The organism is Nocardia sp. NPDC004711, from assembly GCF_053601595.1.
On the sequence record NZ_JBSGCB010000036.1, the window covers coordinates 50,270 to 73,728 of the forward strand.

The 23,459-nt window shown below is 67.9% G+C and carries 28 protein-coding genes; 7 read left to right on the forward strand and 21 right to left on the reverse strand.

Annotation, left to right across the window (positions count from 1 at the left end; translation table 11 throughout):
- The first annotated feature begins 5 nt into the window (after positions 1–5).
- Positions 6–2,264 carry a caspase family protein gene (locus tag ACWEKS_RS31780; protein ID WP_452343502.1) on the forward strand — a complete coding sequence of 753 codons (2,259 nt, stop codon included), beginning with the start codon at positions 6–8 and terminating at the stop codon, positions 2,262–2,264.
- Positions 2,265–2,366: 102 nt separating this feature from the next.
- Positions 2,367–2,762, forward strand: coding sequence for a VOC family protein (locus tag ACWEKS_RS31785; protein WP_452343503.1), 396 nt, complete (start codon positions 2,367–2,369; stop codon positions 2,760–2,762).
- 66 nt (positions 2,763–2,828) lie between these two features.
- On the opposite strand, the gene ACWEKS_RS31790 is transcribed toward ACWEKS_RS31785, so the two are convergent.
- The 13 genes from ACWEKS_RS31790 to ACWEKS_RS31850 all read right to left on the reverse strand — a co-directional run bounded on the left by ACWEKS_RS31790 (position 2,829) and on the right by ACWEKS_RS31850 (position 9,872).
- Entirely contained in the window at positions 2,829–3,419 is a 591-nt protein-coding gene (locus ACWEKS_RS31790) for a hypothetical protein (RefSeq protein WP_452343504.1), read from the reverse strand.
- 263 nt (positions 3,420–3,682) lie between these two features.
- Entirely contained in the window at positions 3,683–3,979 is a 297-nt protein-coding gene (rpsQ, locus tag ACWEKS_RS31795) for a 30S ribosomal protein S17 (RefSeq protein ID WP_354830578.1), read from the reverse strand.
- The gene (rpmC, locus tag ACWEKS_RS31800; RefSeq protein ID WP_040855205.1) at positions 3,976–4,215 is read right to left on the reverse strand and encodes a 50S ribosomal protein L29; all 240 of its coding nucleotides are present in this window, start codon (positions 4,213–4,215) and stop codon (positions 3,976–3,978) included. Before rpmC ends, rpsQ begins: the two co-directional genes overlap by 4 nt.
- A complete protein-coding gene (gene rplP / locus ACWEKS_RS31805) occupies positions 4,215–4,631 on the reverse strand; it encodes a 50S ribosomal protein L16 (RefSeq protein ID WP_040804212.1) in 417 nt (138 codons plus the stop codon). Before rplP ends, rpmC begins: the two co-directional genes overlap by 1 nt.
- A gap of 3 nt (positions 4,632–4,634) precedes the next feature.
- Positions 4,635–5,441, reverse strand: a complete 807-nt coding sequence (gene rpsC / locus ACWEKS_RS31810) for a 30S ribosomal protein S3 (protein ID WP_354830580.1) — start codon at positions 5,439–5,441, stop codon at positions 4,635–4,637.
- Complete coding sequence (gene rplV / locus ACWEKS_RS31815) at positions 5,442–5,843, reverse strand: 50S ribosomal protein L22 (protein WP_040855202.1); 402 nt, start codon at positions 5,841–5,843, stop codon at positions 5,442–5,444.
- Positions 5,840–6,121 carry a 30S ribosomal protein S19 gene (rpsS, locus tag ACWEKS_RS31820; protein WP_019931198.1) on the reverse strand — a complete coding sequence of 94 codons (282 nt, stop codon included), beginning with the start codon at positions 6,119–6,121 and terminating at the stop codon, positions 5,840–5,842. The genes rplV and rpsS overlap by 4 nt, the downstream gene beginning before the upstream one ends.
- Before the next feature lie 14 nt (positions 6,122–6,135).
- Positions 6,136–6,966, reverse strand: coding sequence for a 50S ribosomal protein L2 (gene rplB / locus ACWEKS_RS31825; protein ID WP_452343505.1), 831 nt, complete (start codon positions 6,964–6,966; stop codon positions 6,136–6,138).
- A gap of 33 nt (positions 6,967–6,999) precedes the next feature.
- Positions 7,000–7,305: a 50S ribosomal protein L23 gene (gene rplW, locus ACWEKS_RS31830; RefSeq protein WP_014981657.1), complete on the reverse strand. Its 306-nt coding sequence runs from the start codon at positions 7,303–7,305 to the stop codon at positions 7,000–7,002.
- A complete protein-coding gene (gene rplD / locus ACWEKS_RS31835) occupies positions 7,302–7,973 on the reverse strand; it encodes a 50S ribosomal protein L4 (RefSeq protein ID WP_379381510.1) in 672 nt (223 codons plus the stop codon). Before rplD ends, rplW begins: the two co-directional genes overlap by 4 nt.
- Positions 7,970–8,635: a 50S ribosomal protein L3 gene (gene rplC / locus ACWEKS_RS31840; protein ID WP_452343506.1), complete on the reverse strand. Its 666-nt coding sequence runs from the start codon at positions 8,633–8,635 to the stop codon at positions 7,970–7,972. The genes rplD and rplC overlap by 4 nt, the downstream gene beginning before the upstream one ends.
- Positions 8,636–8,649: 14 nt before the next feature.
- Positions 8,650–8,955 carry a 30S ribosomal protein S10 gene (gene rpsJ, locus ACWEKS_RS31845; protein ID WP_003938093.1) on the reverse strand — a complete coding sequence of 102 codons (306 nt, stop codon included), beginning with the start codon at positions 8,953–8,955 and terminating at the stop codon, positions 8,650–8,652.
- A 494-nt stretch (positions 8,956–9,449) separates the two neighbouring features.
- A complete protein-coding gene (locus ACWEKS_RS31850) occupies positions 9,450–9,872 on the reverse strand; it encodes a hypothetical protein (protein ID WP_452343507.1) in 423 nt (140 codons plus the stop codon).
- 204 nt (positions 9,873–10,076) lie between these two features.
- Between ACWEKS_RS31850 and ACWEKS_RS31855 the strand changes: the two genes are divergently transcribed.
- Both ACWEKS_RS31855 and ACWEKS_RS31860 read left to right on the forward strand, forming a co-directional pair.
- On the forward strand, positions 10,077–10,553 hold the full coding sequence (locus ACWEKS_RS31855; RefSeq protein ID WP_354830622.1) for a hotdog fold domain-containing protein: 477 nt from the start codon (positions 10,077–10,079) through the stop codon (positions 10,551–10,553).
- Between the two features lie 73 nt (positions 10,554–10,626).
- Positions 10,627–11,172, forward strand: a complete 546-nt coding sequence (locus ACWEKS_RS31860; protein WP_452343508.1) for a hypothetical protein — start codon at positions 10,627–10,629, stop codon at positions 11,170–11,172.
- A gap of 81 nt (positions 11,173–11,253) precedes the next feature.
- Here the strand turns inward: ACWEKS_RS31860 and ACWEKS_RS31865 are convergent, their stop codons facing one another.
- The gene (locus ACWEKS_RS31865) at positions 11,254–11,577 is read right to left on the reverse strand and encodes a hypothetical protein (protein WP_452343509.1); all 324 of its coding nucleotides are present in this window, start codon (positions 11,575–11,577) and stop codon (positions 11,254–11,256) included.
- Between the two features lie 173 nt (positions 11,578–11,750).
- Here ACWEKS_RS31865 and ACWEKS_RS31870 point away from each other — a divergent pair, with 173 nt between their 5' ends.
- Positions 11,751–13,004, forward strand: coding sequence for a lycopene cyclase family protein (locus ACWEKS_RS31870; RefSeq protein WP_452343510.1), 1,254 nt, complete (start codon positions 11,751–11,753; stop codon positions 13,002–13,004).
- 22 nt (positions 13,005–13,026) lie between these two features.
- Here the strand turns inward: ACWEKS_RS31870 and ACWEKS_RS31875 are convergent, their stop codons facing one another.
- The 4 genes from ACWEKS_RS31875 to ACWEKS_RS31890 form a co-directional block, all read right to left on the reverse strand.
- Positions 13,027–14,055 (reverse strand): SDR family oxidoreductase, encoded by a 1,029-nt coding sequence (locus ACWEKS_RS31875; RefSeq protein WP_452343511.1) that lies wholly within the window; start codon positions 14,053–14,055, stop codon positions 13,027–13,029.
- 70 nt (positions 14,056–14,125) lie between these two features.
- On the reverse strand, positions 14,126–14,989 hold the full coding sequence (locus ACWEKS_RS31880) for an ABC transporter permease (protein ID WP_452343512.1): 864 nt from the start codon (positions 14,987–14,989) through the stop codon (positions 14,126–14,128).
- Positions 14,986–15,798 carry an ABC transporter permease gene (locus tag ACWEKS_RS31885; RefSeq protein ID WP_452343513.1) on the reverse strand — a complete coding sequence of 271 codons (813 nt, stop codon included), beginning with the start codon at positions 15,796–15,798 and terminating at the stop codon, positions 14,986–14,988. The genes ACWEKS_RS31880 and ACWEKS_RS31885 overlap by 4 nt, the downstream gene beginning before the upstream one ends.
- A complete protein-coding gene (locus tag ACWEKS_RS31890) occupies positions 15,795–16,793 on the reverse strand; it encodes an ATP-binding cassette domain-containing protein (protein WP_452343514.1) in 999 nt (332 codons plus the stop codon). Before ACWEKS_RS31890 ends, ACWEKS_RS31885 begins: the two co-directional genes overlap by 4 nt.
- 331 nt (positions 16,794–17,124) lie before the next feature.
- Here ACWEKS_RS31890 and ACWEKS_RS31895 point away from each other — a divergent pair, with 331 nt between their 5' ends.
- Positions 17,125–18,606: an aldehyde dehydrogenase family protein gene (locus ACWEKS_RS31895; RefSeq protein ID WP_452343515.1), complete on the forward strand. Its 1,482-nt coding sequence runs from the start codon at positions 17,125–17,127 to the stop codon at positions 18,604–18,606.
- 25 nt (positions 18,607–18,631) lie between these two features.
- Here the strand turns inward: ACWEKS_RS31895 and ACWEKS_RS31900 are convergent, their stop codons facing one another.
- Positions 18,632–19,882, reverse strand: a complete 1,251-nt coding sequence (locus ACWEKS_RS31900; RefSeq protein ID WP_452343516.1) for a TetR/AcrR family transcriptional regulator — start codon at positions 19,880–19,882, stop codon at positions 18,632–18,634.
- A 129-nt stretch (positions 19,883–20,011) separates the two neighbouring features.
- On the opposite strand from ACWEKS_RS31900, the gene ACWEKS_RS31905 reads away from it, so the two are divergent.
- Complete coding sequence (locus tag ACWEKS_RS31905; protein ID WP_452343517.1) at positions 20,012–20,806, forward strand: enoyl-CoA hydratase-related protein; 795 nt, start codon at positions 20,012–20,014, stop codon at positions 20,804–20,806.
- Between the two features lie 9 nt (positions 20,807–20,815).
- On the opposite strand, the gene ACWEKS_RS31910 is transcribed toward ACWEKS_RS31905, so the two are convergent.
- Together ACWEKS_RS31910 and ACWEKS_RS31915 are read right to left on the reverse strand one after the other, a co-directional pair.
- A complete protein-coding gene (locus ACWEKS_RS31910; RefSeq protein ID WP_452343518.1) occupies positions 20,816–22,066 on the reverse strand; it encodes an Nramp family divalent metal transporter in 1,251 nt (416 codons plus the stop codon).
- A 131-nt stretch (positions 22,067–22,197) separates the two neighbouring features.
- Positions 22,198–23,190, reverse strand: a complete 993-nt coding sequence (locus ACWEKS_RS31915) for an alpha/beta hydrolase (protein WP_452343525.1) — start codon at positions 23,188–23,190, stop codon at positions 22,198–22,200.
- Between the last annotated feature and the right edge of the window lie 269 nt (positions 23,191–23,459).

A 23,459-nucleotide genomic window follows, 5' to 3' on the forward strand; every position in this document is an offset into this window, starting at 1 on the left:
CGGCAATGACCGGCCGATTCGCCCTGGTAGTGGCGACCTACACGTTCCACGATCCCGGATTGCGGCAGTTGACCGCACCCGCGCACGATGCCGAGGCACTCGCCGAGGTGCTGGCCGACCCCACGATCGGCGGGTTCGAGGTCACCACCTTGATCAACCAGCCGCACCACGTGGTCGGCGCGGCGATCGGCGATTTCTTCTCGGACCGGCGACGCGATGATCTGACGCTGCTGTACTTCAGCGGGCACGGACTCAAGGACGACGCCGGCAAGCTCTACCTCGCGATGACCGACACCCGCCCGCTCAACCCCCTGTTCACCTCGGTCCCCGCCGATCAGATCGACTACGCCATGACCGGATGCGACTCCAACCATCAGGTGCTGATCCTGGACTGCTGCTACAGCGGCGCCTTCCCCGTCGGCACCATCGCCAAGGCCGACGACCAGGTCCATGCCCTGGAAACCTTCAGCGGCCGCGGCCGGACCGTGCTCACCGCCTCCGACGCCACCCAGTTCGCCTTCGAGGGCAACACTCCGCACGGACAGGCGACGCAGTCGGTGTTCACCCGGCATCTCGTCGCCGGTCTGCGCGACGGCGGCGCCGACCTCGACCAGGACGGCGACATCACCGTCGACGAGCTCTACAGCTACGTACACGACCATGTCGTCGCCGAACGCCCCCGCCAGCGACCCAAGAAGCAAGACAATATCGAAGGCCGCACCCTCCTGGCCCGCAACCGCAATTGGCAAGTACCGCAACATATTCGAACCGCACTCGAGAGCCCGGCCGTCCGCGATCGGCGCAACGCGCTCGATGACCTGGACCAGCTGCACCGCACCGGCGGCGCCATTGTCCGGTCCCGCGTCCGCGACGCCATCACCCGACTGCTGGACGACGACAGCCGCGCCATCGCCGCCGCGGCTGCCCACTGGCTCGACGCCAGCCCCACCGGCACGGCAACGCCGCCGGCCGATGACGCCACCGACACAGCCATGGAGCCCGATCCCCACCCGGTCGGCGAGAACGTCCCGACAATGTCGCCGGTGCGCGGCACCGACGCCGCGCAACACGAAGACGCGCCGACCATCGCCCAGGTGTTCAGTGAACCCGAGCCGCTTCTCTCACCGGAACACCGGACAATCGAACGCGGCGACGGCCGGGGCCGGCGCAGACTCCGCGACCGGAAATGGGCCATATCCCGGAAATGGGCCATACCGATGACAGCCGCCGCCGTGACGATCGCTTGCGCTGTCGCCGTGGGTGGCTGGCACGTCGCCCGTACCGGCGTAGCCGGGCACCCCATCGCCGACGAAACAGCACTTCGAGGGGCCGACATCGACCTGCTCGAGCTGATCAACTCGAACGGCAGCCACCGCAGCAACTGCTACCACTCCGACCCCGACCCGGGCCAGATCGCCCATATTGTCTGTGAAACCACCAAGGCAGCGGGCGCGCCCTTTTCGCAGTTCTACCGATTCTCCAGCGCCGACAAACTCACCGACTTCTTCCAGACCATCGGCCGGACATTGCACACCGGCAACTGCCCGGGCGACCCGCCAGGACCAGACGCACCCGTCTTCGACAATCTGCACAAACTGGTAGGGCGCAAGACCTGCGGCCTCGACGCTTCGGTCAGCCCCGCCGCGTCAGTGCTGACCGTGACCGACGAACCCGACCTCGCGATCGCCAGTTTCGCCTACCTGCCCACCGACTGGACATCACCTCTCGCTGAAGAACTACGCGACTACGACGCGGCGCGGGGCTACCGACAGTTCCTGGCGCCGGACGTGGCGAACGACCCAGACGTATTCACCGCCGCCGACAGAAACCTACTGTCGCTTCTCGGACCAGACTTCACCCCCGCGAACTGCCGACACACAGACCCATCACAACCCGCGAATGCGGAAATCGACTGTGACACACCGGTGAACTACCCCACAGCAGGGTTCTTGAGCTATCCCACCGCCGACACAGCGAGAATGATCTACCAAACAATTATCAACGTGCACTCGGGGCACGCCTGTGACGGTCGGCCGGGACAGGACAGCATCTGGACCCGAAACAATCAACCGATCGGCCGGTTTACCTGTTATCCGTTCCCCGGCGATCCGATCCACCCCGACGACCACCAGCCCTGCCTGCTGGCGGCCCTCGACGGCCACCCCGTCATAGGCGTGTACTGCGCCAAGGCCGCGGGAGCACCCCCGACCGCGATCACCACCGAGCCAGACCTGCTCGCCTGGTTCCAGAAAGAGGCCGGCTAATACCGCAACGGAACTCGGGACTCCTTCGAGTCGGTATCTGCAGCGGCGGTACTGCGACCAATTCGGGACGCCCGCAACAAGTTCCGGACGTAGGTTCGGGGCATGCCTCTTGGACATCTCGGGATCAATGTCAGCGATCTGGCGGGTGCGCGGAAGTATTACGACGAGCTGATGCCGCTGCTGGACTATGCACCGCTGCTGGCCGACGAGACCCAGTTCGCCTACTGGCCCGCGGCCCGGAAGATCGGCACCTACGTGTTCTTCTACCCGGCGACGGCGGGCGAGTATGCGCGGGCGCTGCCGGGACTTCAGCACCTGGCGTTCATGGTGCCCACGCGCGCGGCGGTACGGCGGGTGCACGAGTGGGCGGCCGGGCGCGGGGACGAAATCCTGCACGCGCCACAGGAATTCCCGCAGTACCCGCCGCCCTGTTACGCGACGTTCTGGACCGGCTTCGACGGGATCATGCTGGAGGCGGTCTGCCACAAGGACGCGTGACGACTCTGGAAACTCGAAGACCCGCTCCGGGGGAAGCGGGCCTTCGAGTTCCGGCTCGACCGCGCGTCAGCAGTAGTAGCAGACGCCGTTGGCGGGGAGTTCGGTGAAGCAGGAGTTGCAGACCGCCTTGCGGGCCTCGGGCTCCGGCTTCGGGGTGGAGACCGGACCGGCCGGAGTGACCCGGCGGGGCGCGCCGCCGTTGCGCGGGATCAGGGGCGGGATACCGCCGTCGGAGGGGATGTCCGCGCCGTAGGCCGCGTAGCACTGCCAGCGGGCGTAGGCGGCATGGACCTCGAGGTCGGCCGGGACGGGCAGGTGCGCCAGCTCCAGCACGTACTTGTAGCTGTCGCCGACCTTGTGGTTCTGCTTGACGCACAAGGCCGTCAGCGGCGGCTCGCCGGCATTGTGGCAGCGGCGGGCGACCTTGCGCAGGATGGCGTCCATCCAGGTGCGGGTGGGGGCGTCGGTACGGATGCCCGACATCTCCTGCGCCCGCTCGGCCAGCTCATTGATGGTCACGAAATGGCCGTAGCCGGAGGCGCATTCGGCCAGCACCTCGTGGGCGGCCAGAGCCCAGGCCACCGCCGCATCGCGGAATGTCACCGCGGTCCGGTCGTCGATCCGCCAAGCCCCGGAAGTTGTTGCAGCATCCCTCATAGCCAGACAAAACTAGCGCCTCACCGGGGCGACACGCCAATTCCGTTCGGATATACCGGGTTTCGGTTTGATCACACTCGAGCGCGGGCACGCATAGAACCTATCGACCCACAGAAAAACAACCACACATATGCGACGTACTCCTCGAACCACGTGTCCCCAAGGGCAGCCGAGTCCACCCACACCCACAAAACACATTGGCCCGCTTCCCTTTCGGGAAGCGGGCCAATGTTCTATGACTTGTTCAAAGTCATGGAGCAGGCTTACTTGGCCTTCTCCAGGACCTCGACCAGACGCCACCGCTTGGTGGCGGACAGCGGACGGGTCTCCATCAGCTGCACGCGGTCGCCGACACCGGCGATCTCGTTCTCGTCGTGGGCCTTCACCTTCGAGGTGGTGCGGATGATCTTGCCGTAAAGCTTGTGCTTCACGCGATCTTCCAGCTCGACCACGATGGTCTTGGTCATCTTGTCGGAGACGACGTAGCCGATGCGCACCTTGCGCTGGCCCCGCTCCTCCTGCTTGGCCGGCGTCTTGGCCGGGCCCTTGGCGTCACTCATGCCGCGTCTCCCTTGCCTTCAGGACCGGAGGCCAGGCCGAGCTCGCGCTCACGCATGACCGTGTAGATGCGCGCGATCTCGTGGCGGACCACACGCAGGCGCCGGTTGTTCTGCAACTGGCCGGTCGCCATCTGGAAGCGCAGGTTGAACAGCTCTTCCTTGGATTCGCGCAGTTTCGCGACGAGCGCGTCATTGTCGAGCTCGCGGAGCTCTGCGGCCGGATTGGCAGTAGCCATCAGAACTGCTCCTCTCGGGTCACGATCCTGCACTTCATCGGGAGCTTGTGCATCGCGCGGCGCAGGGCCTCGCGAGCGGTCTCCTCGTTCGGGTAAGAAAGCTCGAACATGACCCGACCGGGCTTCACGTTCGCGATCCACCACTCCGGCGAACCCTTACCGGAACCCATTCGGGTTTCGGCCGGCTTCTTGGTGAGCGGGCGGTCCGGGTAGATGTTGATCCAGACCTTGCCGCCACGCTTGATGTGGCGGGTCATCGCGATACGAGCGGACTCGATCTGACGGTTGGTCACGTAGGCGGGCTCCAGAGCCTGGATGCCGAACTCGCCGAACGAAACCGCGGTGCCGCCCTTGGCCATACCGGAGCGCTTCGGGTGGTGCTGCTTACGGTGCTTGACCTTGCGGGGCATCAACATAGGTCAGCCCTCCTGGTTCTCTGCCGGAGCCTCCGCGACAGCAGTCGCGGCACGCCCGGCCTCAGTGCTGGTCGCGGTGGTGCCCTGGGCTCCGCTGCGACGGGGACGGCTCGGACGCTCGCGACGCGGGCGGTCGTCACGCTCGCGGCCGGACGGGGCCACCGCGGTGACCTCACGCTTGCCGCCGACGATGTCGCCCTTGTAGATCCAGACCTTCACGCCGATGCGGCCGAAGGTGGTCTTCGCCTCGTACAGGCCGTAGTCGATGTCGGCGCGCAGCGTGTGCAGCGGCACCCGACCCTCACGGTAGAACTCCGAGCGCGACATTTCCGCGCCGCCGAGACGGCCGGAGCACTGCACACGGATGCCCTTGACGTTCGGCGAACGCATGGCCGACTGGATGGCCTTGCGCATCGCGCGACGGAACGCCACACGGTTCGACAGCTGCTCGGCCACACCCTGGGCAACCAGCTGCGCATCCGACTCGGGGTTCTTGACCTCGAGGATGTTCAGCTGAACCTGCTTCTTGGTGAGCTTCTCCAGCTCGGCGCGAATGCGGTCGGCCTCGGCGCCACGACGGCCGATCACGATGCCCGGGCGCGCGGTGTGGATGTCCACACGCACGCGGTCACGGGTGCGCTCGATCTCGACCTTCGAGATGCCGGCCCGCTCCATGCCGGTGGCGAGGAGCTTGCGGATCGCGACGTCTTCCTTCACGTAGTCCGCGTACTGCTTGTCCGCGTACCAACGCGACTTCCAGTCGGTGGTGATACCGAGGCGGAAGCCATGGGGATTGATCTTCTGTCCCATTTACTTTGCCCCTCCCTTCCGGCGGCTACGAGTGGCAGCGCCGGCGGTGGGCACGCTCTCGACCTCGATGGTGATGTGGCTGGTGCGCTTGCGGATCCGGAACGCGCGGCCCTGGGCACGCGGCTGGAAACGCTTCATGGTCGCGCCCTCGTCGACGTACGCGGTCGAGATGACCAGCGTGGCCGGGTTCAGGCCGAGGTTGTTCTCCGCGTTGGCGGCGGCCGAGGCCACCACCTTGGCGACCGGCTCGCTCGCGGCCTGCGGCGCGAACTTCAGGATGTTCAGCGCATCCTCGACACGGCGGCCACGGACCAGGTCCACGACTCGGCGGGCCTTCATCGGCGTCACGCGAACGTGCTTGGCGGTCGCGCGCGCGGTCGGGTTCTGAGTTTCAGTGCTCATCGCCGCTTGCTCTTCCGATCTTCCTTGACGTGGCTCTTGAACGTGCGGGTCGGCGCGAATTCACCGAGCTTGTGTCCAACCATGTTCTCGGACACGAACACCGGCACGTGCTTGCGGCCGTCGTGGACCGAGAACGTGTGGCCGATGAAATCCGGGATGATGGTGGAACGACGCGACCAGGTCTTGATGACCTGCTTCGTGCCCTTCTCGTTCTGGACGTCCACCTTCTTGAGGAGGTGTTCGTCGACGAACGGGCCCTTCTTCAGGCTGCGTGGCATGTCTAACCTCCTCCTTAACGCTTCTTGCCGCGGCGGCGGACGATGAGCTTGTCGCTGGGACGGTTGGGCTTACGGGTGCGGCCCTCGGGCTTGCCCCACGGGGAGACCGGGTGGCGACCACCGGAGGTCTTACCCTCACCACCACCGTGCGGGTGGTCGACCGGGTTCATGACCACACCACGGACGGTCGGGCGAACGCCCTTCCACCGCATACGGCCGGCCTTACCCCAGTTGATGTTCGACTGCTCGGCGTTGCCGACCTCGCCGATGGTGGCGCGGCAGCGCACGTCGACGCGACGGATCTCACCGGAGGGCATACGCAGGACGGCGTAGGCGCCTTCCTTACCCAGCAGCTGGATGGACATGCCCGCGGCACGAGCCAGCTTGGCGCCGCCGCCCGGACGCAGCTCCACCGCGTGGACGGTGGTACCGGTCGGGATGGAGCGCAGCGGCAGGTTGTTGCCCGGCTTGATGTCCGCGCCGGCGCCCGACTCGATCTTCGTGCCCTGGGCGATGCCCTTGGGCGCGATGATGTAGCGCTTCTCGCCGTCGGCGAAGTGCAGCAGCGCGATGTTGGCGGTGCGGTTGGGGTCGTACTCGATGTGCGCGACCTTGGCCGGGATGCCGTCCTTGTCCAGTCGACGGAAGTCGATCAGACGGTAGGCGCGCTTGTGGCCGCCACCCTTGTGACGAGTGGTGATGCGGCCCTGCGCGTTACGGCCACCGGTCTTGGTGAGCGGACGCAGCAGCGACTTCTCGGGGGTCGCGCGGGTGATCTCGGCGAAGTCCGAGACCGAGGCACCGCGGCGGCCCGGGGTTGTCGGCTTGTACTTACGGATTGCCATGAGTTCTTCTCTGCTTTCTGGAGCTCCAGCCGCTTACGCGACCGGGCCTCCGAAGATCTCGATGGGCTTGCTGTCGGCCGAGATGGTCACGAGCGCGCGCTTGGTGTCCTTGCGCTTGCCGTAACCGAAGCGGGTCCGCTTGCGCTTGCCCTGACGGTTGGCGGTGTTGACGCTCGTGACCTTCACACCGAAAACCTTCTCAACGGCGATCTTGATCTGCGTCTTGTTCGAGTCCGGGTGCACCAGGAAGGTGTAGGTGCCCTCTTCGATCAGTCCGTAGGACTTCTCGGAGATCACCGGCGCGAGCAGGATGTCGCGGGGATCGGCGATGGTGGTCACTTGCTCTCCTCCTGTGCAGCTTCGGCGGGGCCGTGCACGAAGGCGTTGAGCGCCTCGACCGAGAACACGATTTCGTCGCTCTTGAGAACGTCGTAGGTGTTCAGCTGGTCCGGGGCGATCGGGTGCACGCCCTGCAGGTTCGCCACGCTCTTCCACGCGGTGACATCTTCACGGCCGACGACGACCAGGATGTTCTTCCGCTCCGACAGCTCGGCGAGGAAGGACTTGGCCGACTTGGTCGACGGGGTCTGTCCCGCAACCAGTTCGGTGATCACGTGGATGCGCTCGTTGCGAGCCCGGTCCGACAGAGCGCCACGCAGCGCGGCGACCTTCATCTTCTTGGGCAGGCGCTGGGTGTAGTCACGCGGCTGCGGGCCGTGGACGGTGCCACCGCCGGCGAACTGCGGCGCACGGGTCGAACCCTGGCGCGCACGGCCGGTGCCCTTCTGGCGGTACGGCTTCTTGCCACCACCGCGGACCATGCCGCGGGTCTTGGTGGCGTGCGTGCCCTGGCGAGCCGCGGCCTGCTGGGCCACGACGACCTGGTGCATCAGCGCGATGTTCGCGGTCACGTCGAAGATCTCCGCGGGGAGCTCGACGGTGCCCTCGGTCTTGCCGCCAGCGGCCTTGACCGTGAGCGTCAGGTTGGTCTTGGTCTCGGTGCTCATGCCCGGGCACCACCCTTCACTGCACTCTTGACGATCACGACGCCGCCGGTGCGGCCCGGGATCGCGCCCTTGATCAGCAGCAGACCGTTCTCGGCATCCACCTTGTGGACCGAGAGGTTCTGCGTGGTGACGCGGTCGTTACCCATCCGGCCGGACATGCGCATGCCCTTGAAGACACGGCCCGGGGTGGAGCAACCACCGATGGAACCCGGACGACGGTGCACGGCCTGCGCACCGTGCGAGGCACCCTGGCCACGGAAGCCGTGGCGCTTCATGGTGCCCGCGAAGCCCTTGCCCTTGGAGGTGCCGGTCACGTCGACGTAGGCGCCTTCTTCGAAGACGTCAGCGTTGAGCTCCTGGCCGACCTCGAGGTTCGAGACATCGGCGAGGCGGAGCTCGGCGATGTGGCGGCGCGGGGTGACGTTGGCCTTGGTGAACTGGCCGGAGACCGGCTTGTTCACCTTGCGCGGGTCGATGGCGCCGTAGGCGACCTGGACGGCGGAGTAGCCGTCACGCTCGACCGTGCGAATCTGGGTAACGACGTTCGGGCCCGCCTTGACGACGGTCACGGGAACGACGCGGTTCTTCTCGTCGAAGACCTGGGTCATGCCGAGCTTGGTGCCCAGGATGCCCGCGGCCGGACGGCTCTTGTTGTCAGTCATATTCGAAGTCCCCGTCACTGAATGTTGACGTCGACGCTGGCCGGCAGGTCGATACGCATCAGGGCGTCAACCGTCTTCGGCGTCGGGTCGAGGATGTCGATCAGCCGCTTGTGCGTACGCATCTCGAAGTGCTCGCGCGAGTCCTTGTACTTGTGCGGCGAACGGATGACGCAGTACACGTTCTTCTCGGTGGGCAACGGCACCGGGCCGACGACGCGGGCACCGGTACGGGTCACCGTCTCGACGATCTTGCGCGCAGACGCGTCGATCGCCTCATGGTCGTAGGCCTTGAGCCTGATGCGGATCTTCTGTCCCGCCACGCTGAGTGTCCTTTTCTCCGCTTACGTTGTGGTCCAAGAGCTTTCGCTCTCACACCACCCTCATTTGCACAGCCCGAACACACGAAGACGCATCAGCCACCACACGACCGGCCACCTGGGCCCGATCCATCGCCGCTGTTCATCTGTCATGGTTCATCCGGTCCACGCGGTCGGGCGTGTCGCTCCGCCGCCCATTCCTCAGCCCGGACCAAAATCCTGTAAGCCTCGGAACATTGTTCCGGACGCACCCACGCCGCAATCCAGCGGGGTGCAAAATTGGGTCTTGCTCACCCACGACCAGCGCCGATCCAACGGAAAAGACGCAACCCGGTGTGGGCAACCCGAACAGTATGCCTCGAGTCCCCAGCCCACTTCAAATCGCCCCCTCCCCACCGCGAACCCGATGGCCCTGGTCACACCGGGTCGCCGGAATGGCACGAAGCCGAACGGCCGCCACGGGAAGGGTTCCCGTGACGGCCGCTCGGGGCACTCGGTCAGCGGAAGGTCGAGCCGTGCTGGACCGGGCTGGGGAGGACCTGGACGACACGGAAGAACGCGCCGTCGTTGCGGGACGGATCGTAGATGCCCAGGGCGACGACGCCGTGCCGAATGGCGGCCTCGGTGGTGATCTCGCTGATGTCGGCGTAGACGTAGGTCCCGTCCCAGGGCAGGACCGAGTCCGGGTCGAGCACGAAGTACTGCTGGTCCGCCGGAAGGACGGAGTCCAGGAACCCCGGAATGGGGCTGTTGGCGAGAGCCGCGGTCTCGCTCTCGTTCAGGATGACGGCGAGGTAGATGCCCTTGCCCGGATCGATGATCGGCGTGATCGCCGAAGCCGACCCGGCCGTAGCGGTGGCGCCGAACGAGGCCACCGCGACTGCGATGCCGAGCGAGGCCACCGCGGTACGAATGCGCATGATGTCGAGAACTCCAATATCGAGCGATGTCGGCAGATCTGAGGCCGACTCCCAGCCGCGCCCCCGGCGCAACCCACCCAGCTAACAATCAACCGCACGGTCTCGCACCGCCGAACCCGCCACCCGACCGATTCGCCGACCTATTCGGCAGCCCCCGGGAACGCCACGCTTCCGGTTAACTTACTTCTGAGTAAGATAATGGGCATGGCCAAAGAGACCGCTACTTATCGCGGGTGGAAGAAGCTTCCCGACAATCGGATCGGGCACACGTTGTTCTCGCTCGGGATGGTGGCGCGGGTGCCGTATTTCGGGACCGTGCTGCCGAGCGTGGTGCGGCTGGAACCGGGGCTGTGCGAGGTGACCGCACCCAAGTGGTTCGGGATTCACAATCATCTGGGGACGTTCCACGCGATCGCAGCGTGCAACCTCGCCGAGGTGGCGATGGGCATGCTGTCGGAGGCGACGGTGCCGGAGACGCATCGGTGGATCCCCAAGGCGATGAACGTGCAGTATCTGGCGAAGGCGAACTCGGGACTGCGGGCGGTCGCGAAGTTGCCGGAGGTTCCGGATTTCTCGCAGATCACCGAGGGGCGGGATCTGGTGGTGCCGGTGTCGATCTTCGACCGGGCGGGCCTGGAGGTCGTGCACGCCGACATCACCACCTGGGTGACCCCGAAGTAGTCACACCCGACTGGAAGTGACTCACCAGCCGACGCCGAGGAACCTCACAGCCACCGTCAATAGCGTTGCGGCCATGACAGATTCAATTCCCGCCGCGGACAGTTCCCACCCTCTTCCGGGACGACGCCGGCCCGGTCGCGTCACCCTCTCCGTGGCCGGCGCGGCGCTGGCCCTGGCGGCCACGCTGGGCCTGGCCGCCTGCGGGTCCAGCGATCACAATTCCGCGGGCGGCGGCACTCAGCAGCAGGAACCCGGCGGACACCATGGCGACGGCCAGGGTGGTCAAGGCGGCCGGGGCGTCGGCGGCAAGATCACCAGCGAAGGCTCCGGATCCTGGGTGATCACCAAGCAGGACGGCAGCACCGAGACCGTGAACATCTCCTCCACCACGGAATTCGGCACCAAGGCGAAGAGCGAGACCGCCGTGCAGTTCGCGGTCGGCGATCAGATCATGGTGCAGGGTCAGGAATCCAACGGCGCCATTGCCGCGACCCGCATCGCTCACGCCCGCGAGCACGCCAATATGAATGGGACGCCGCATAATTCGCCCGGCGCCACCCCGCCGGCCGCACCCGGCGGTACCCCGCCCGCGGCGCCGTCGCCGACGCCGGCCGCGTGAGCCGTTCCGTCACACCGAACCTTCGATGGCCGGCAAGTCCGTTGTGCCGCAATGGACTTGCCGCCCCTGCCCCCGGTTCTTTCATTGGCCGACCGGGGTACTCATCAGCATGACCAGGGCCGCGAGACCCAGCCCGATCGGCACCACCGCCAGCACGATGCGCACCGCCCACGGCGCCCAGTAGGCGACGACCCATTGCGCGGTCACCGCGAGCAGCCCGAACAGCAGCAGCTGCTGCGCGTCGTCGAGGTGGCCGAAGGTATTCGGGCAGGAGTCGCGGCCGTTGCACGAGTCGGTGGCGAACCCGCTGAGCACGAAGAGCGCGAAGTAGACGGGCAGTCCGAACCCGAACAGCACCGATGACGCGGTCGGCGGCACCCACCAGTACCGCTTGCCGGTGTTCATTCCGTCTCCCCCCCACCGCGTCGCATCCGCCGGGTCGCCCACGGCACGCACGATAGCAAGCGGCAATAACCACCGAGGTGTGCCGCGCGCGGCGAGGATTCGGCCGCACAGCGCGGGGGTGCGAAGTCGGAGTCGGCCTGGCGGGCCCGGGACGCGACTGTTTGAATGCGGGTATGAGTGGCCGTGAGGTCGGCGGCGCGGCCGACGTGTGCGTGGTGGGGCTCGGTCCCACAGGGCGGGCGCTGGCGCATCGCGCCATGGCGGCGGGTATGCGAGTGGTCGCGGTGGATCCGCGGCCGGCACGGCTGTGGGCGCCGACCTTCTCGTGCTGGGTGGACGAGCTGCCGGAGTGGCTGGGGCACGGCGCGATTGCCAGCCGCATCGAGGCGCCCGCGGTGTGGACCACCACCGAGCACCGGATTCCCCGGCCCTACTGCGTGCTGTCCAAGCAGGGCCTGTTCGACGCGCTGCCGCTGGACGACGCGACGGTCATCGCGGGCCGCGCGCGCACGGTGGAGGCGCACCGGGTGGAGTTGGCCGACGGCACCGAAGTGCGCGCCGCCACCGTGTTCGACACCCGCGGCCAGGCCGCGCCGGGCGCCCGGCGCACCGCCAGCGCGCACGGCATCTTCGTGGACGAGGACACCGCGGCCCCGATGGTGACCGCCGGCGAGGGCCTGCTGCTGGACTGGCGCGACGAGAACGGTGCGGGCCCGGACGAGCCGCCGTCGTTCCTGTACTCGGTGCCGCTCGGGGACGGCACGGTGATCTTCGAGGAGACCAGCCTGGGCCTGCGCGGCGGCATGCCGCAGCACGAGCTGCGGCGGCGCACGCTGAATCGGCTGGCGGCGCACGGGATTCGGCTGCGCGGCGACGAGCCGACCGAGGCCGCCCACTATCCGCTCGACGAGCTGCCGCCGAAAGCCGGTCGCGGCCGGGTGATTCCGTTCGGCTCGCGCGGCGGCATGATGCATCCGATCACCGGTTACTGCGTGGCGGACTCGCTGGCGCTGGTGGACACCGCCCTGGCCGCGGTGCGCCGCGGCGACGATCCGGTCGAGGCGCTGTGGCCGTGGCAGGCGCGCCTGGTCTATTGGATGCGCATGCGGGGCGTGTACGGCCTGGGCCGGCTGACGACCGCCCAGTCCATCGCCATGTTCGACGCGTTCTTCACCCGCCCGCCCCGGCAGCAGCGCGCGCTGCTGTCGGCGCACGATGACTACTCGGCGCTGGGCACGGCGCTGTTCATGACGGTCGGCACCACCCGGCCGTTCCGCTGGCGCTACGACCTGGTCGGCTGGCGGAACCGGAACCGCTGGGTGGGTTGGGATTACGGCCGCCCGCGCCCCCTGGACGACCTGTTGCTACCCCGGGAGGATCTGCTGCTACCCGGGGAGGATCTGCTACCCGGGGACACCGCGCAGTAGCACGCCGGACCGAGGCAGGGGCTCAGACCCAGTTCTCGATCCAGTACTTCCAGACGATCGCGGCGTAGGCGGCCAGTGGCGGCACCTTGATATCGGTGCCGGCGAGCGCGGCCGCGGCGTGGCGGAAGTCGAAGCGGCAGGACAGTTCGGTGTCCTCGATGACGTCCATGGGGATGCCGACCTGGCGCAACACCCAGCCCATGCCGGGCACACGCAGGGTGAGGTCGAGGGTCTGCTTGGGCATGACCTGGATGAGGTGCGGCGCCCCGGCCTCGTCGGCGAAGAGGTTGAAGACGTCGGCGACACTCTGCTCGCGCGGATCCACCAGGTGGTAGGTGCCGGGTGTGTCGCCGGGCCGGTGTGCGATGTGGTCGAGGGCGCGCGCAACGAAATCCACCGGCACCAGATTGGTTTCGCCGAGTTCGGGCGCGATCACGGGCAGGATGCGGGGCAGCTGCGCGGCCATCCGCAGCAGCCGGAAGAAGTAGTAGGGGCCGTCGATGCGGTCGATCTCGCCGGTGCGGGAATGGCCGATCACGATGGCGGGCCGGTAGATCCGCCACGGCACCGCGGTCTGCTCGCGCACGTCCTGTTCGGCCCGCAGCATGGCCCGCTGGTAGTGGGTGGGCAGCAACTGCCCGACATCGGTCATGTCCTCGGTGAACAGGCCCTCCCAGGCCCCGGCGACGCGCACCGTCGAAACATGATGCAGCCGTCCGGCTTCCAGCGCCGCCGCGAGTTCGGCGACCCGCCGGGTGCCGCCGCCCGCGCTGCGGGTGTCGAAGCCGGCGGCCAGGTGGAAGATGTGGTCGATCGAACCGCGGTGCGCCGCTATCCAGCCCGTGTCGATGCCGAGCCCGGGCGCGCCGAGGTCGCCGCGCACCGGGCGCACCCGGTCGGCGGCGCCCCAGTCGCGCAGACAGCGGTTGAAGCGCAGCACGGAGTCTTCGCCCGGGCGTACCAGGACGTGGACGTCCGCGCCGCGTTTCAGGAGTTCGGGAAGCAGAAATCGACCGATGAACCCAGTTGCCCCGGTAACCAGGTAAGTCATGGCGCCCACCTTAACGTGACGCGCGCCACTCGAACTCCGGTGCGGCCCCGGGGAAACGGGCCGGGCGTGTCTAGGCTCCGGTCTCGGCCGCCCGCCGGTACCCGCGGATCGCGGGGTAGGCGAACACCACGATCATGCCGACCGACCACGCCACGGTCTTGCACAGCGGTGTCGCGATCGGACCGTCGTAGGACAGTCCGCGCATGGCGTCGATGGCGGTGCTCATGGGCTGGTTCTCGACCGTCTTCTGCAGCCACACCGGGTAGGCGAACACCGGCACGAAGCCGGAGTTGAAGAACATCAGCAGCGTCTGCACGATGCCGACGACCGCCACCAGCATGACGCCCTCGGTGAGCGTGGCCAGCGCCGTCACCAGGACCGCGAACCCGATGGCGAACAGGATCGGAATGGCCAGCATGGCAATCGAAGCCGCGGGCCCGTACCAGAACCGGAAGCCCAGCGCGAGGCCGACCGCCAGCACGAACAGCGAGGTGATCAGCACGCGCACGGCCTCGGCCAGCAGCCGTCCGGTGAGTCCGGCGGCGCGGTGGATCGGCATGGTGTAGAACCGCCCGAGCAGTCCGGTGGCCTTCTCCGACTTGAAGCCGAGCGCGCTCACGATGGATCCGGACATGGCCGCCACCAGCATGACCATCGGCACGAAGCCGTAGATGGCGGGCATGCCGGTGGCCTGTTCGATGGAGTCGCCCAGCACGATCCGAAACATGATCAGCGTGGCCGCGGGGAACACGAGCGTCTGAATGGTGGTGGAGGGATCACGCATCCAGCCGATGAGCAGCCGCTTACACTGGATGAAGCTCTGCTCCACCCAGATCGCGAGCGTGCGCTCGGAGCGCGGTTCCACCGTCGGCAGCGGCTGATGCCCCGCCCACGAATCCTGTTCCGCCACTTCTGCCGTGGTCGTCGTACTCATGACCGCCTCACACTCGCCCAGACCGCGAACGGCGTGAAGACGACCGCCGCGCCGACCAGCCACACCAGTGGCACCCAGAACACCTGCCACGTCACCCCGTGGTCGGCCATGTCCCGCAGGGCGAAGGAGAACTGCGAGATGGGCTGATTGCGCACGAACGGCCGCACCCACGCCGGGAATCCGGACTCGGGCACGAAGCCGCAGGACAGCATGCCGAAGATGAGCGTCGGCAAAGTCAGCGCCTGGCTGAGGGATTCGGGGCTCTTGGTCAGCGACCCGAGCCCGTCCGCGCCGATGGCCAGTACGGTGCCGACCGCGAGCGAGAACACGCAGAACAGCACGGCCTGACCCCACCCGGCGACGAACCGGAAGCCGATCATGTGGCCCCAGCCCAGCGCCGCGACGAGCGACACCACCGACCGCACGAAGCCCGCGGACTGCCGCGACACCAGCGGCACCATCTTGCCGATGGGCATGGTCTGCATGCGGGTGTTGAGTCCGGTCATGGCCTCGAACGCGGCCAGCTGCGCGTTCGACATCATGGTGAAGGACATGGTCTGCAGCACGATGATCGGCATCACGAACTGCTCGTAGTGAATGCCCTTGACCTGCATGACGAATTTCAGCGGCAGGTAGAAGCCGAGGGTGAAGACCAGCGGGATGATCACCGCGACGATCAGTTCGCCCTTGGTGGCCATCACCCACACGATGCGTCCGGTCAGCGCCCGCCACTGCGCGAAGCTGTTGGGCCGGGCCTGAGGTACGCCGGCGAAGAGGTCGGCGGCGCGTTCGCTTTCCACTGCCGTCACGATTCCTCCGCCTCCTTGGTCCCGGAGTGCCCGGTGAGGGTGAGGAACACGTCGTCGAGCGAGGGGCGGCGCAGCCCGATGTCGGCAAGTCGCACCCCGGCGCTGTCGAGCCGGCGCAGCGCCTCCGACAGGGTGTCCGCGCCGTCCGGGGCCGGGATCGAAAGCCGGTCGCCGCCATCGAGTTCCGCGCGCACCGCCTCGGGCACCAGGTCCCCGAGCGCGTCGGCGGCGGTGGTGAGCTGTTTGGGGTCCAGCGGCACGACCTCGCAGTAGCTGCCGCCGGTCTTCTCCTTGAGAGCGTCGGCGGTGCCCTCGGCGATGACCGTGCCCTTGTCGATCACGATGATGTTGTCGCTGAGCACGTCGGCCTCTTCGAGGTACTGCGTGGTCAGCAGGACGGTGATGCCCTGGTTCTTGAGGGCGGTGACGAGATCCCAGACGCCCTGGCGGCTGCGCGGATCCAGGCCGGTGGTGGGTTCGTCGAGAAACACCACCTCGGGCCGGACCACCAGGCCGCAGGCGATGTCGACGCGGCGGCGCATACCGCCGGAGTAGTGGCGCACCGCGCGGCGGCCCGCGCCCGTGAGGTCGAATTCCTCGAGCAGATTGTCGGCGCGCTGCCGGGCGGCCTTGCGCGGCAGGCCCATCAGGCGGCCGAAGAGCTCGAGGTTCTCGCGACCGGAGAGGTTCTCGTCGAGGGCCGCGTACTGGCCGGTCATCATGATCGATCGGCGCACCGCGGCGGGGTCCGAGCGCACGTCGTGCCCGGCGATGCGGGCGATGCCGGAGTCGGGACGCAGCAGGGTCGACAGGATCTTGACCGTGGTGGTCTTGCCCGCCCCGTTGGGGCCGAGAATGCCGAGGACCTGTCCGCGGGCGGCGGTGAAGCTGATCCCCTGCAGCGCGTGCACCTCGCCGAAGGACTTACGGACGTCTTCGACGAAAACGGCCGGATCATCGGGTGCTCCGGGTTGCGGTCTGTCCAAGCTGGGCATCAACTCTCCACTATCGGCTGGTCGGGCTGAACGATGTCGCCCCGTGCGGCGGATCCCACATCCCGCGAGGATAGGTCGTTACCGCCCGCCGGGATGATCCACACCGCCGGGCGTGATGTTACCGGCGCATCCCAAACAAGGCCGTTTCTTTGTCGAAGCAGCATTCTCCAAACTGTGTGCTTGGTCACAAACCAGCGGGTTCCGGCATAGCTGCTGATCCAGGCGCAGACCGGCCGGTATGCGGCAATTTCGCTACCTTGTCGCATCTGCGACTCGAACCATAGTCTGGCGTTGGCGGGGAGAGACATTCACAGGCCACGAGAGGTTGACCATGGCCGAGTCGGCGCAGCCGGCAACAGGGCGCGCCGATGCGCGCCGATCCAAGGTGCTGACATCCTTCGACCCACGGACCGGGGAGGTCGTCGGCGAATACGCCAGCATGGGCGCGGGCGAGCTCACCCGGACCGTCCGCTCGGCACGCAGTGCCGAACAATGGTGGGCGGCACTGGGATTCGACGCGCGCAAACGCTGGCTGCTGGACTGGAAACGCAGCCTGGCCCGCGGCACCCGCGATCTGGTCGAGCTGATCAGCAGCGAGACCGGCAAGCCGCGCATCGACGCGGCCATCGAGGTGACGCTGGCGGTGGAACATCTGGATTGGGTTGCGCGGCACGCGGAGAAGACGCTGGGCCGCACCACCCGGCTGGGCGCCGCACTGCGCCGCGAGGCGGGCGGCACCGTCGGCTACCTGCCGCTGGGCGTGGTCGGCGTGCTCGGCCCCTGGCAGAATCCCGTTCTGACACCGATGAATTCGATCGCCGGTGCGATGGCGTCGGGCAATGCGGTGGTGTTCAAACCCAGTGAGCTGACCCCCGGCGTGGGCGCCTGGCTGGCCGACACCTGGAACCATCTGGCCCCGAATCAGCCTGTGCTGCAGGTGGTCACCGGTGACAGCGGCACCGCCGCCGCCCTGTGCCGCGCCCGCGTGGACAAGCTGGCCTACGCCGGATCCGGCGCGGGGGCCCGGGAGGTGGCCACGCTGGCCGCGCAGGCGTCCACCCCCCTGCTCGTCGAGCAGGGGGGACGCGGGTCGATGGTGGTCCAGGTCGACGCCAAGCTCGATACCGCCGCGGCGGCCGCGGTGTACGGCGCCATGGCCAATTCCGGTCAGCAGCCCGCGGGCGTGCAGTGCGTGTACGTGGCCGACTCGGTGTACGAACCGTTCCTGGAGCTGGTGGCCGATCAGGCCCGGCGGCTACGCCCGGGTGCGGATCGCCGCGCCTCCTACGGCCCGATGATCCTGGACGCCCAGATCGACGTGGTGCGCCGCCAGGTGCGCGACGCCGTCACCCGGGGCGCGCGGCTGGTGGTCGGGAGCCTGGAGTCGATCCGCGAACCGTATATCGAGCCGATCGTGCTCACCGAGGTGCCCGAGGTGAGCACCGCGGTCACCGGGGACGCGGTCGGGCCGGTGCTGGTGGTGAATCGGGTGGCCACCATGGACGAGGCCGCCGATCGGGTGAATGCCGCCGAAAGGCCGCGCGCCGTCTCGGTTTTCACGCGTGACACCCGCAGCGTCCCGGAGTTCGCGGCCCGGCTGCGCAGCGAGCTCATCACGGTCAACGCGGCCCCGGTCTACGGGGTCAACGGGCCGGGCCGCATTCGCGATCCGCGCACGCTGCGGGAATTCGCGCGGCCGCAGACGATCACCGAGAAGCATCCGCCGGACCAGATCACCTCGGGCACCTTCGAGAAGCATCCGCGCCGTCTGCGGGTGGCCCGCGCGCTGTTCCGGATGCGGCACCGGGTCTGACGGTGGAAGTGGCTGCCGCCGGAGACTATTCGGCGGCGGGCACGCCTAGCAGCACCGCGCGCATGAGCGCGCTCACCCGGGCCAGGTTCTCGGGACGCCCGTCGAAGCGGATGCGCCGGCCCACATCGATGACCTGGGCGATGGCCGCGTGCACCCGGAAGCGCGCCTCGACCTGGTCGCCCTCGAGCAGGTTGGCCCATTCGAGCACGTTCTGCCGCTGCACCGAGCGCAGCCGATGCTGTTCGGAGGCGGGCAGATTCGAGAATTCGGAGAAGTAGACCGGCAGGATCTCGGGCATGGCGAAGGTCATGCGGGAGAACCGGTCGGCGATCCGCACGGCCGCGTCGGCGCGGCTGATGGCCTCGGCCAGCGCCTCGTTGTTGCCGATGGCGACCCGTTCGCCAGTGCGGTGGAAGGCGGCGGCCAGCAGGTCGGCCTTGCTGGCGAAGTAGCGGTAGACGCTGGAGGCGTTGATGCCGGCGGCGGCGCCGATCTCCTCGATGCTGGCCTCGTGGTAGCCCTGCCGTCCGAAGATGCGAATGGCCTCGGTGAGCAGCTGCTCGCGCTTGGAGATGACCGGCAGGCCGCGCACCAGCGGGTCGCCGGTGGCCGGGGCGGGCGCGGGCGGCAGGTCGCAGCGCAGCAGGTCCCAGCAGATCTCGGTGATCAGGTTGACCAGGCGGGTGGTGGACAGCGCGGTGCGGTGTGCGGTGATGGAGCCGATGGCGCTCAGTACCGCGGCCGCGCGCAGCTCGATGTCGGCGGTGTCCGCGTCGGGGTACAGCTCGGCGATGGCGGCGGCGAGGGTGGCGCGCAGTTCGTTGTAGATGACGCGGATGCGGTCGCGGTCCGCGCGTTCCAGGTAGCGGCGCTCCCACCGGTACAGCCCGCCCTCGCGGCGCACGTCGATGGTGTACTCGGCGATGCCGCGGATCAGCGCGGTGAGTCGCGGTTCCGGTTCCAGCTCGGGATGGTCGGCGGCCTTGGCGGCATCCAGCAATTGCTGTGCGCCCATTTCCGCGGCGGCCACCAGCAGCGCGTATTTATTGGTGAAGTGGCGGTACAGTGCCGGACCGGAGATGCCGACCTCGGCCGCGATCTCGTCCACCCCGACCGGGTGGTAGCCGCGTTCGGCGAACGCCCGGGCCGCTACCCGCACGATTTGGGCCTTGCGGTTCTTGGGGCGGCGGCGGGGACCGGGTTCGCTGTCGGATGGCCCGGAGCTACTGTCCGGTCGCGCGGAAGCGAGGGTTGCCTCGCTGCGATCGGCGACCATACAGTTTCTCCTTCTCGACGAACACCGGCTGTTGACAGTGCCGGACGAACCCCCCTAAGTTAACCACAATTCGCAAAGCCGAACACAGTCTGCGGCATCGCTGCCGCATATATATCTGGGGAGCGCCCGATGACGAACATCGCGACCACGCCGGGGTACACAGCGGTTCAGGACGGGCGGGTACTGCGTATCACCATCACCAATCCCAAGCGTAAGAACGCGCTCAGCTACGACACCATGGCCGGTTTGGGCGATACCGTGCTCGCGGCTTCGCAGGATCCGGCCGTGCGGGTCATCGTACTGACCGGAGCGGGCGGCGACTTCTGCACCGGCGCGGATCTGGCCGCCGCCCCGGGCGAGAAGGAACGCGGCATCACGCCCGAGATGACCATGGACGTGGCCAACCGGATGATCAAAGCGATCGTCGACTCCCCCGTTCCGGTGGTCGCCCGGGTCAAGGGCGCGGCGGCCGGGGTGGGCGTGGCCTTCGCGCTGGCCGCCGATCTGGCCTACGCGTCCGAGGACGCCTACCTGTTGCTGGCCTTCATCAATATCGGCCTGATGCCCGACGGCGGCGCGGCGGCCCTGGTGGCGGCCGCGGCCGGTCGCCCGCTGGCCGCGGAGATGGCACTGCTCGGCGAGCGGCTCCCGGCGCGAAAGGCCGTGGAGCACGGCCTGATCGTGGGCGTGTACGGCGACGAGGAGCTCGACGCCAAGCTGGAGGCGGTCGTTGCCAAGCTCGCGCACGGCCCGCGCCGCGCTCTGGAGCTCACCAAGCGCGCCCTCAATGCGGCGGCGCTGACCTCGCTCGACGCCGCCCTGGCCGCCGAGAAGGCCGGCCAGTGCGAACTGCTCGGCTCGGCCGATTTCGCCGAGGGCGCGGCCGCCATGCTGCAGAAGCGCCGGGCGGTCTTCGCCGAATAGCGTGGCGCGTCAGCCCTTTCCGGCGACGGTCAGGTAGATCAGCACCACGTTCAGGGCGGTGATGACCGCGGCCACCAGCCAGGCCAGGCCGGTGGTGACGCGGTGGTTGACGTTCGCGCCCATGAGCCCGGCATCGCTGGTGAGGCGCACCAGCGGGACGAGCGCGAACGGAATGCCGAACGACAGCACCACCTGCGAAATGATCAGGGCGCGAGTGGGATCGACGCCCAGCGCGAGCACCACCAGGGCGGGAATCAGCGTGATCACGCGGCGCACGGCCAGGGGAATGTGCCGGTCCAGCAGGCCCTGCATGATCATGGCCCCCGCATAGGCCCCTACCGACGTGGACGCCAGGCCCGAGGCGAGCAGGCCGACCGCGAGCAACAGCCCCGCCGCCGGGCCGAGCACCTGCTGGACCGCGGCGTGCGCGCCCTCGATGGTGTCCACCCCGTTGCGGCCGCGCAGCGTGCTGGCCGCCATCAGCAGCATGGCCAGGTTCACCGTGCCCGCCAGCAGCATGGCCAGGCCGACGTCGTACCGGGTGACGCGCAGCAACCGGTTTCGCGAGGCGCCCACCTCCGGATGCCCGTGCCGGTCGCGGGCCATGCCGGAGTGCAGGTAGACCACGTGCGGCATGACGGTCGCACCGATCATGGCCGCGGCCAGCAGCACGCTGCCGGAGCCGTCGAAGCGGGGCACCAGGCCGCCCACGGCTTCCGAGGCCGACGGCGGCGAGAACACCAGGGAGGCAAGGAATCCGATCGCGATGATGCCGAGCAGGCCGATGATGACGCGCTCGAAGGGCTGCTGCCCGCGGAGATTCTGGATCAGCAGCAGGATCATCGACACGATGCCGGTGATGATGCCGCCGATCATGAGCGGCAGTCCGAACAGCAGGTTCAGCGCGATCGCCCCGCCCACCACCTCGGCGAGATCGGTGGCCACCGCCACGGTCTCGGCCTGCGCCCAGTACGCGAGCCGCACCGGACGGCCGGACTTCTCCCGCACCACCTCCGGCAGCGACTTGCCGGTCACCAGGCCGAGTTTCGCGGACAGGAACTGGACCAGCCCGGCCATCACATTGGCCATGACCACCACCCACACCAGCAGGTAGCCGTACTGCGCGCCGGCGCTGATGTTCGAGGCGACATTGCCCGGATCGACGTACGCGATGGCGGCGACGAAGGCCGGGCCGAGTAGCACCGCGGCCGACCGCGCTCGCTGGAACGGGCTGCGCTGATAGGCCAGGCTGGTACTCACACACCGAGTTTACGGGTACCCGAACTTTTTGTTTAGCCCCTCCTGCCAAGCTGTGACCACAGCCATAACGCGCAACAGCCCGGCACCGTGCCGGTGCCGGGCTGTCTTGCGTTGTCCGCGTGGACCTTCGGTCAGATACCGAGGCCCTGGGCGAGGACCGGCCACGAGTTGATGAACTCGTCGTTCCAGTAGCCCCACGAGTGGGTGCCGGTGGCCCGGAAGTTGTAGGTGGCCGGGATGCCCAGCGAGTTCAGCTTGTTCGCCAGGTTGTGGCTGCAGAAGTTGGTGCCGGCCTCGATCACGCCACCGATGATGATCTGGTTGGCCAGGCCGTAGGCGCCGGGCAGCGCGTACTGGCCGTTGAGGGTGTCGTACACGCCGGGCAGACCGCTGCCGGAGGAGATGTAGAGGTTGATGCCGCGCAGCTTTTCGGCGTTGATGACCGGATCGTGCTGGGCCCACTCGGGCGAATCCGCCGGGCCGTACATGTTCTCGAGCTTGCCGCCGCCCCAGGTCTCGACGGTCAGGCGCATGAACTCCTGGCCCTGCGGGTCGGCCATCTGGGCGCAGCCGGAGTAGGCGGCGACGGACTTGTACAGGTCCGGCTTGGCCTCGGCCAGCGTGAGCACGGTGGTGCCGGAGGTGGAGATGCCGGCGATGGCGTTGACGCCGTTGGTGCCGAGGGCGGCGTCGATCAGCGGGGGCAGTTCCTCGCTGAAGAAGGTGGTCCACTTGTTGCGGCCGAGGACCGGATCGTCGTTGTCCCAGTCCTGGTAGTAGGACCACTTGCCGCCGATGGGCTGCACGACATTGACGTTCTTGTCGCCCAGGAAGCCGTTGACGATATTGGTCTTCTTGACCCAGGAGGCGTCGTCCTGACCGCCGCCCGCGCCATTGAGCAGGTACAGGGTCGGGCGCGGCACCGAGGTGTCCGCGGGCCGCTGCACGTCGACCGGGTAGGTGGCGCCCATGGCCGCGGAGTAGACGTAGAGCCGTATGTTCCGGTCGTCCTTCATCTCGGCCTTGGTGATCTTCGAACCATCCGCCGAGACCGGATCGGCCAGCAGCTTCTTGCCGTCGATGATCGGGTCAGCGGAGGCGGTGCCGCCACCGACGCCGGTCATCAGACCGGTGAGAACCGCTGTGGCAGCAAGGAAGGCCGCGGCTCGCAGCCCGCGCCGCCCGTTCCGGACATGTCGACGAATCAATGTTTCGCACCTTCATCTCGTGTCGAATTCAGCTGATACTACGGGTCGGTCACACCGCGGGCGTCAGCGCCCGTGCTCGGCGAGTCCACCCAGCGCCTGGACCCAGCCCTCCACCAGTTGCTTGACCTGGTCCAGGCCGAGCACCGTGCCCACGAAATCGAAGCGGGCGATCAGGCCGTCCTGGC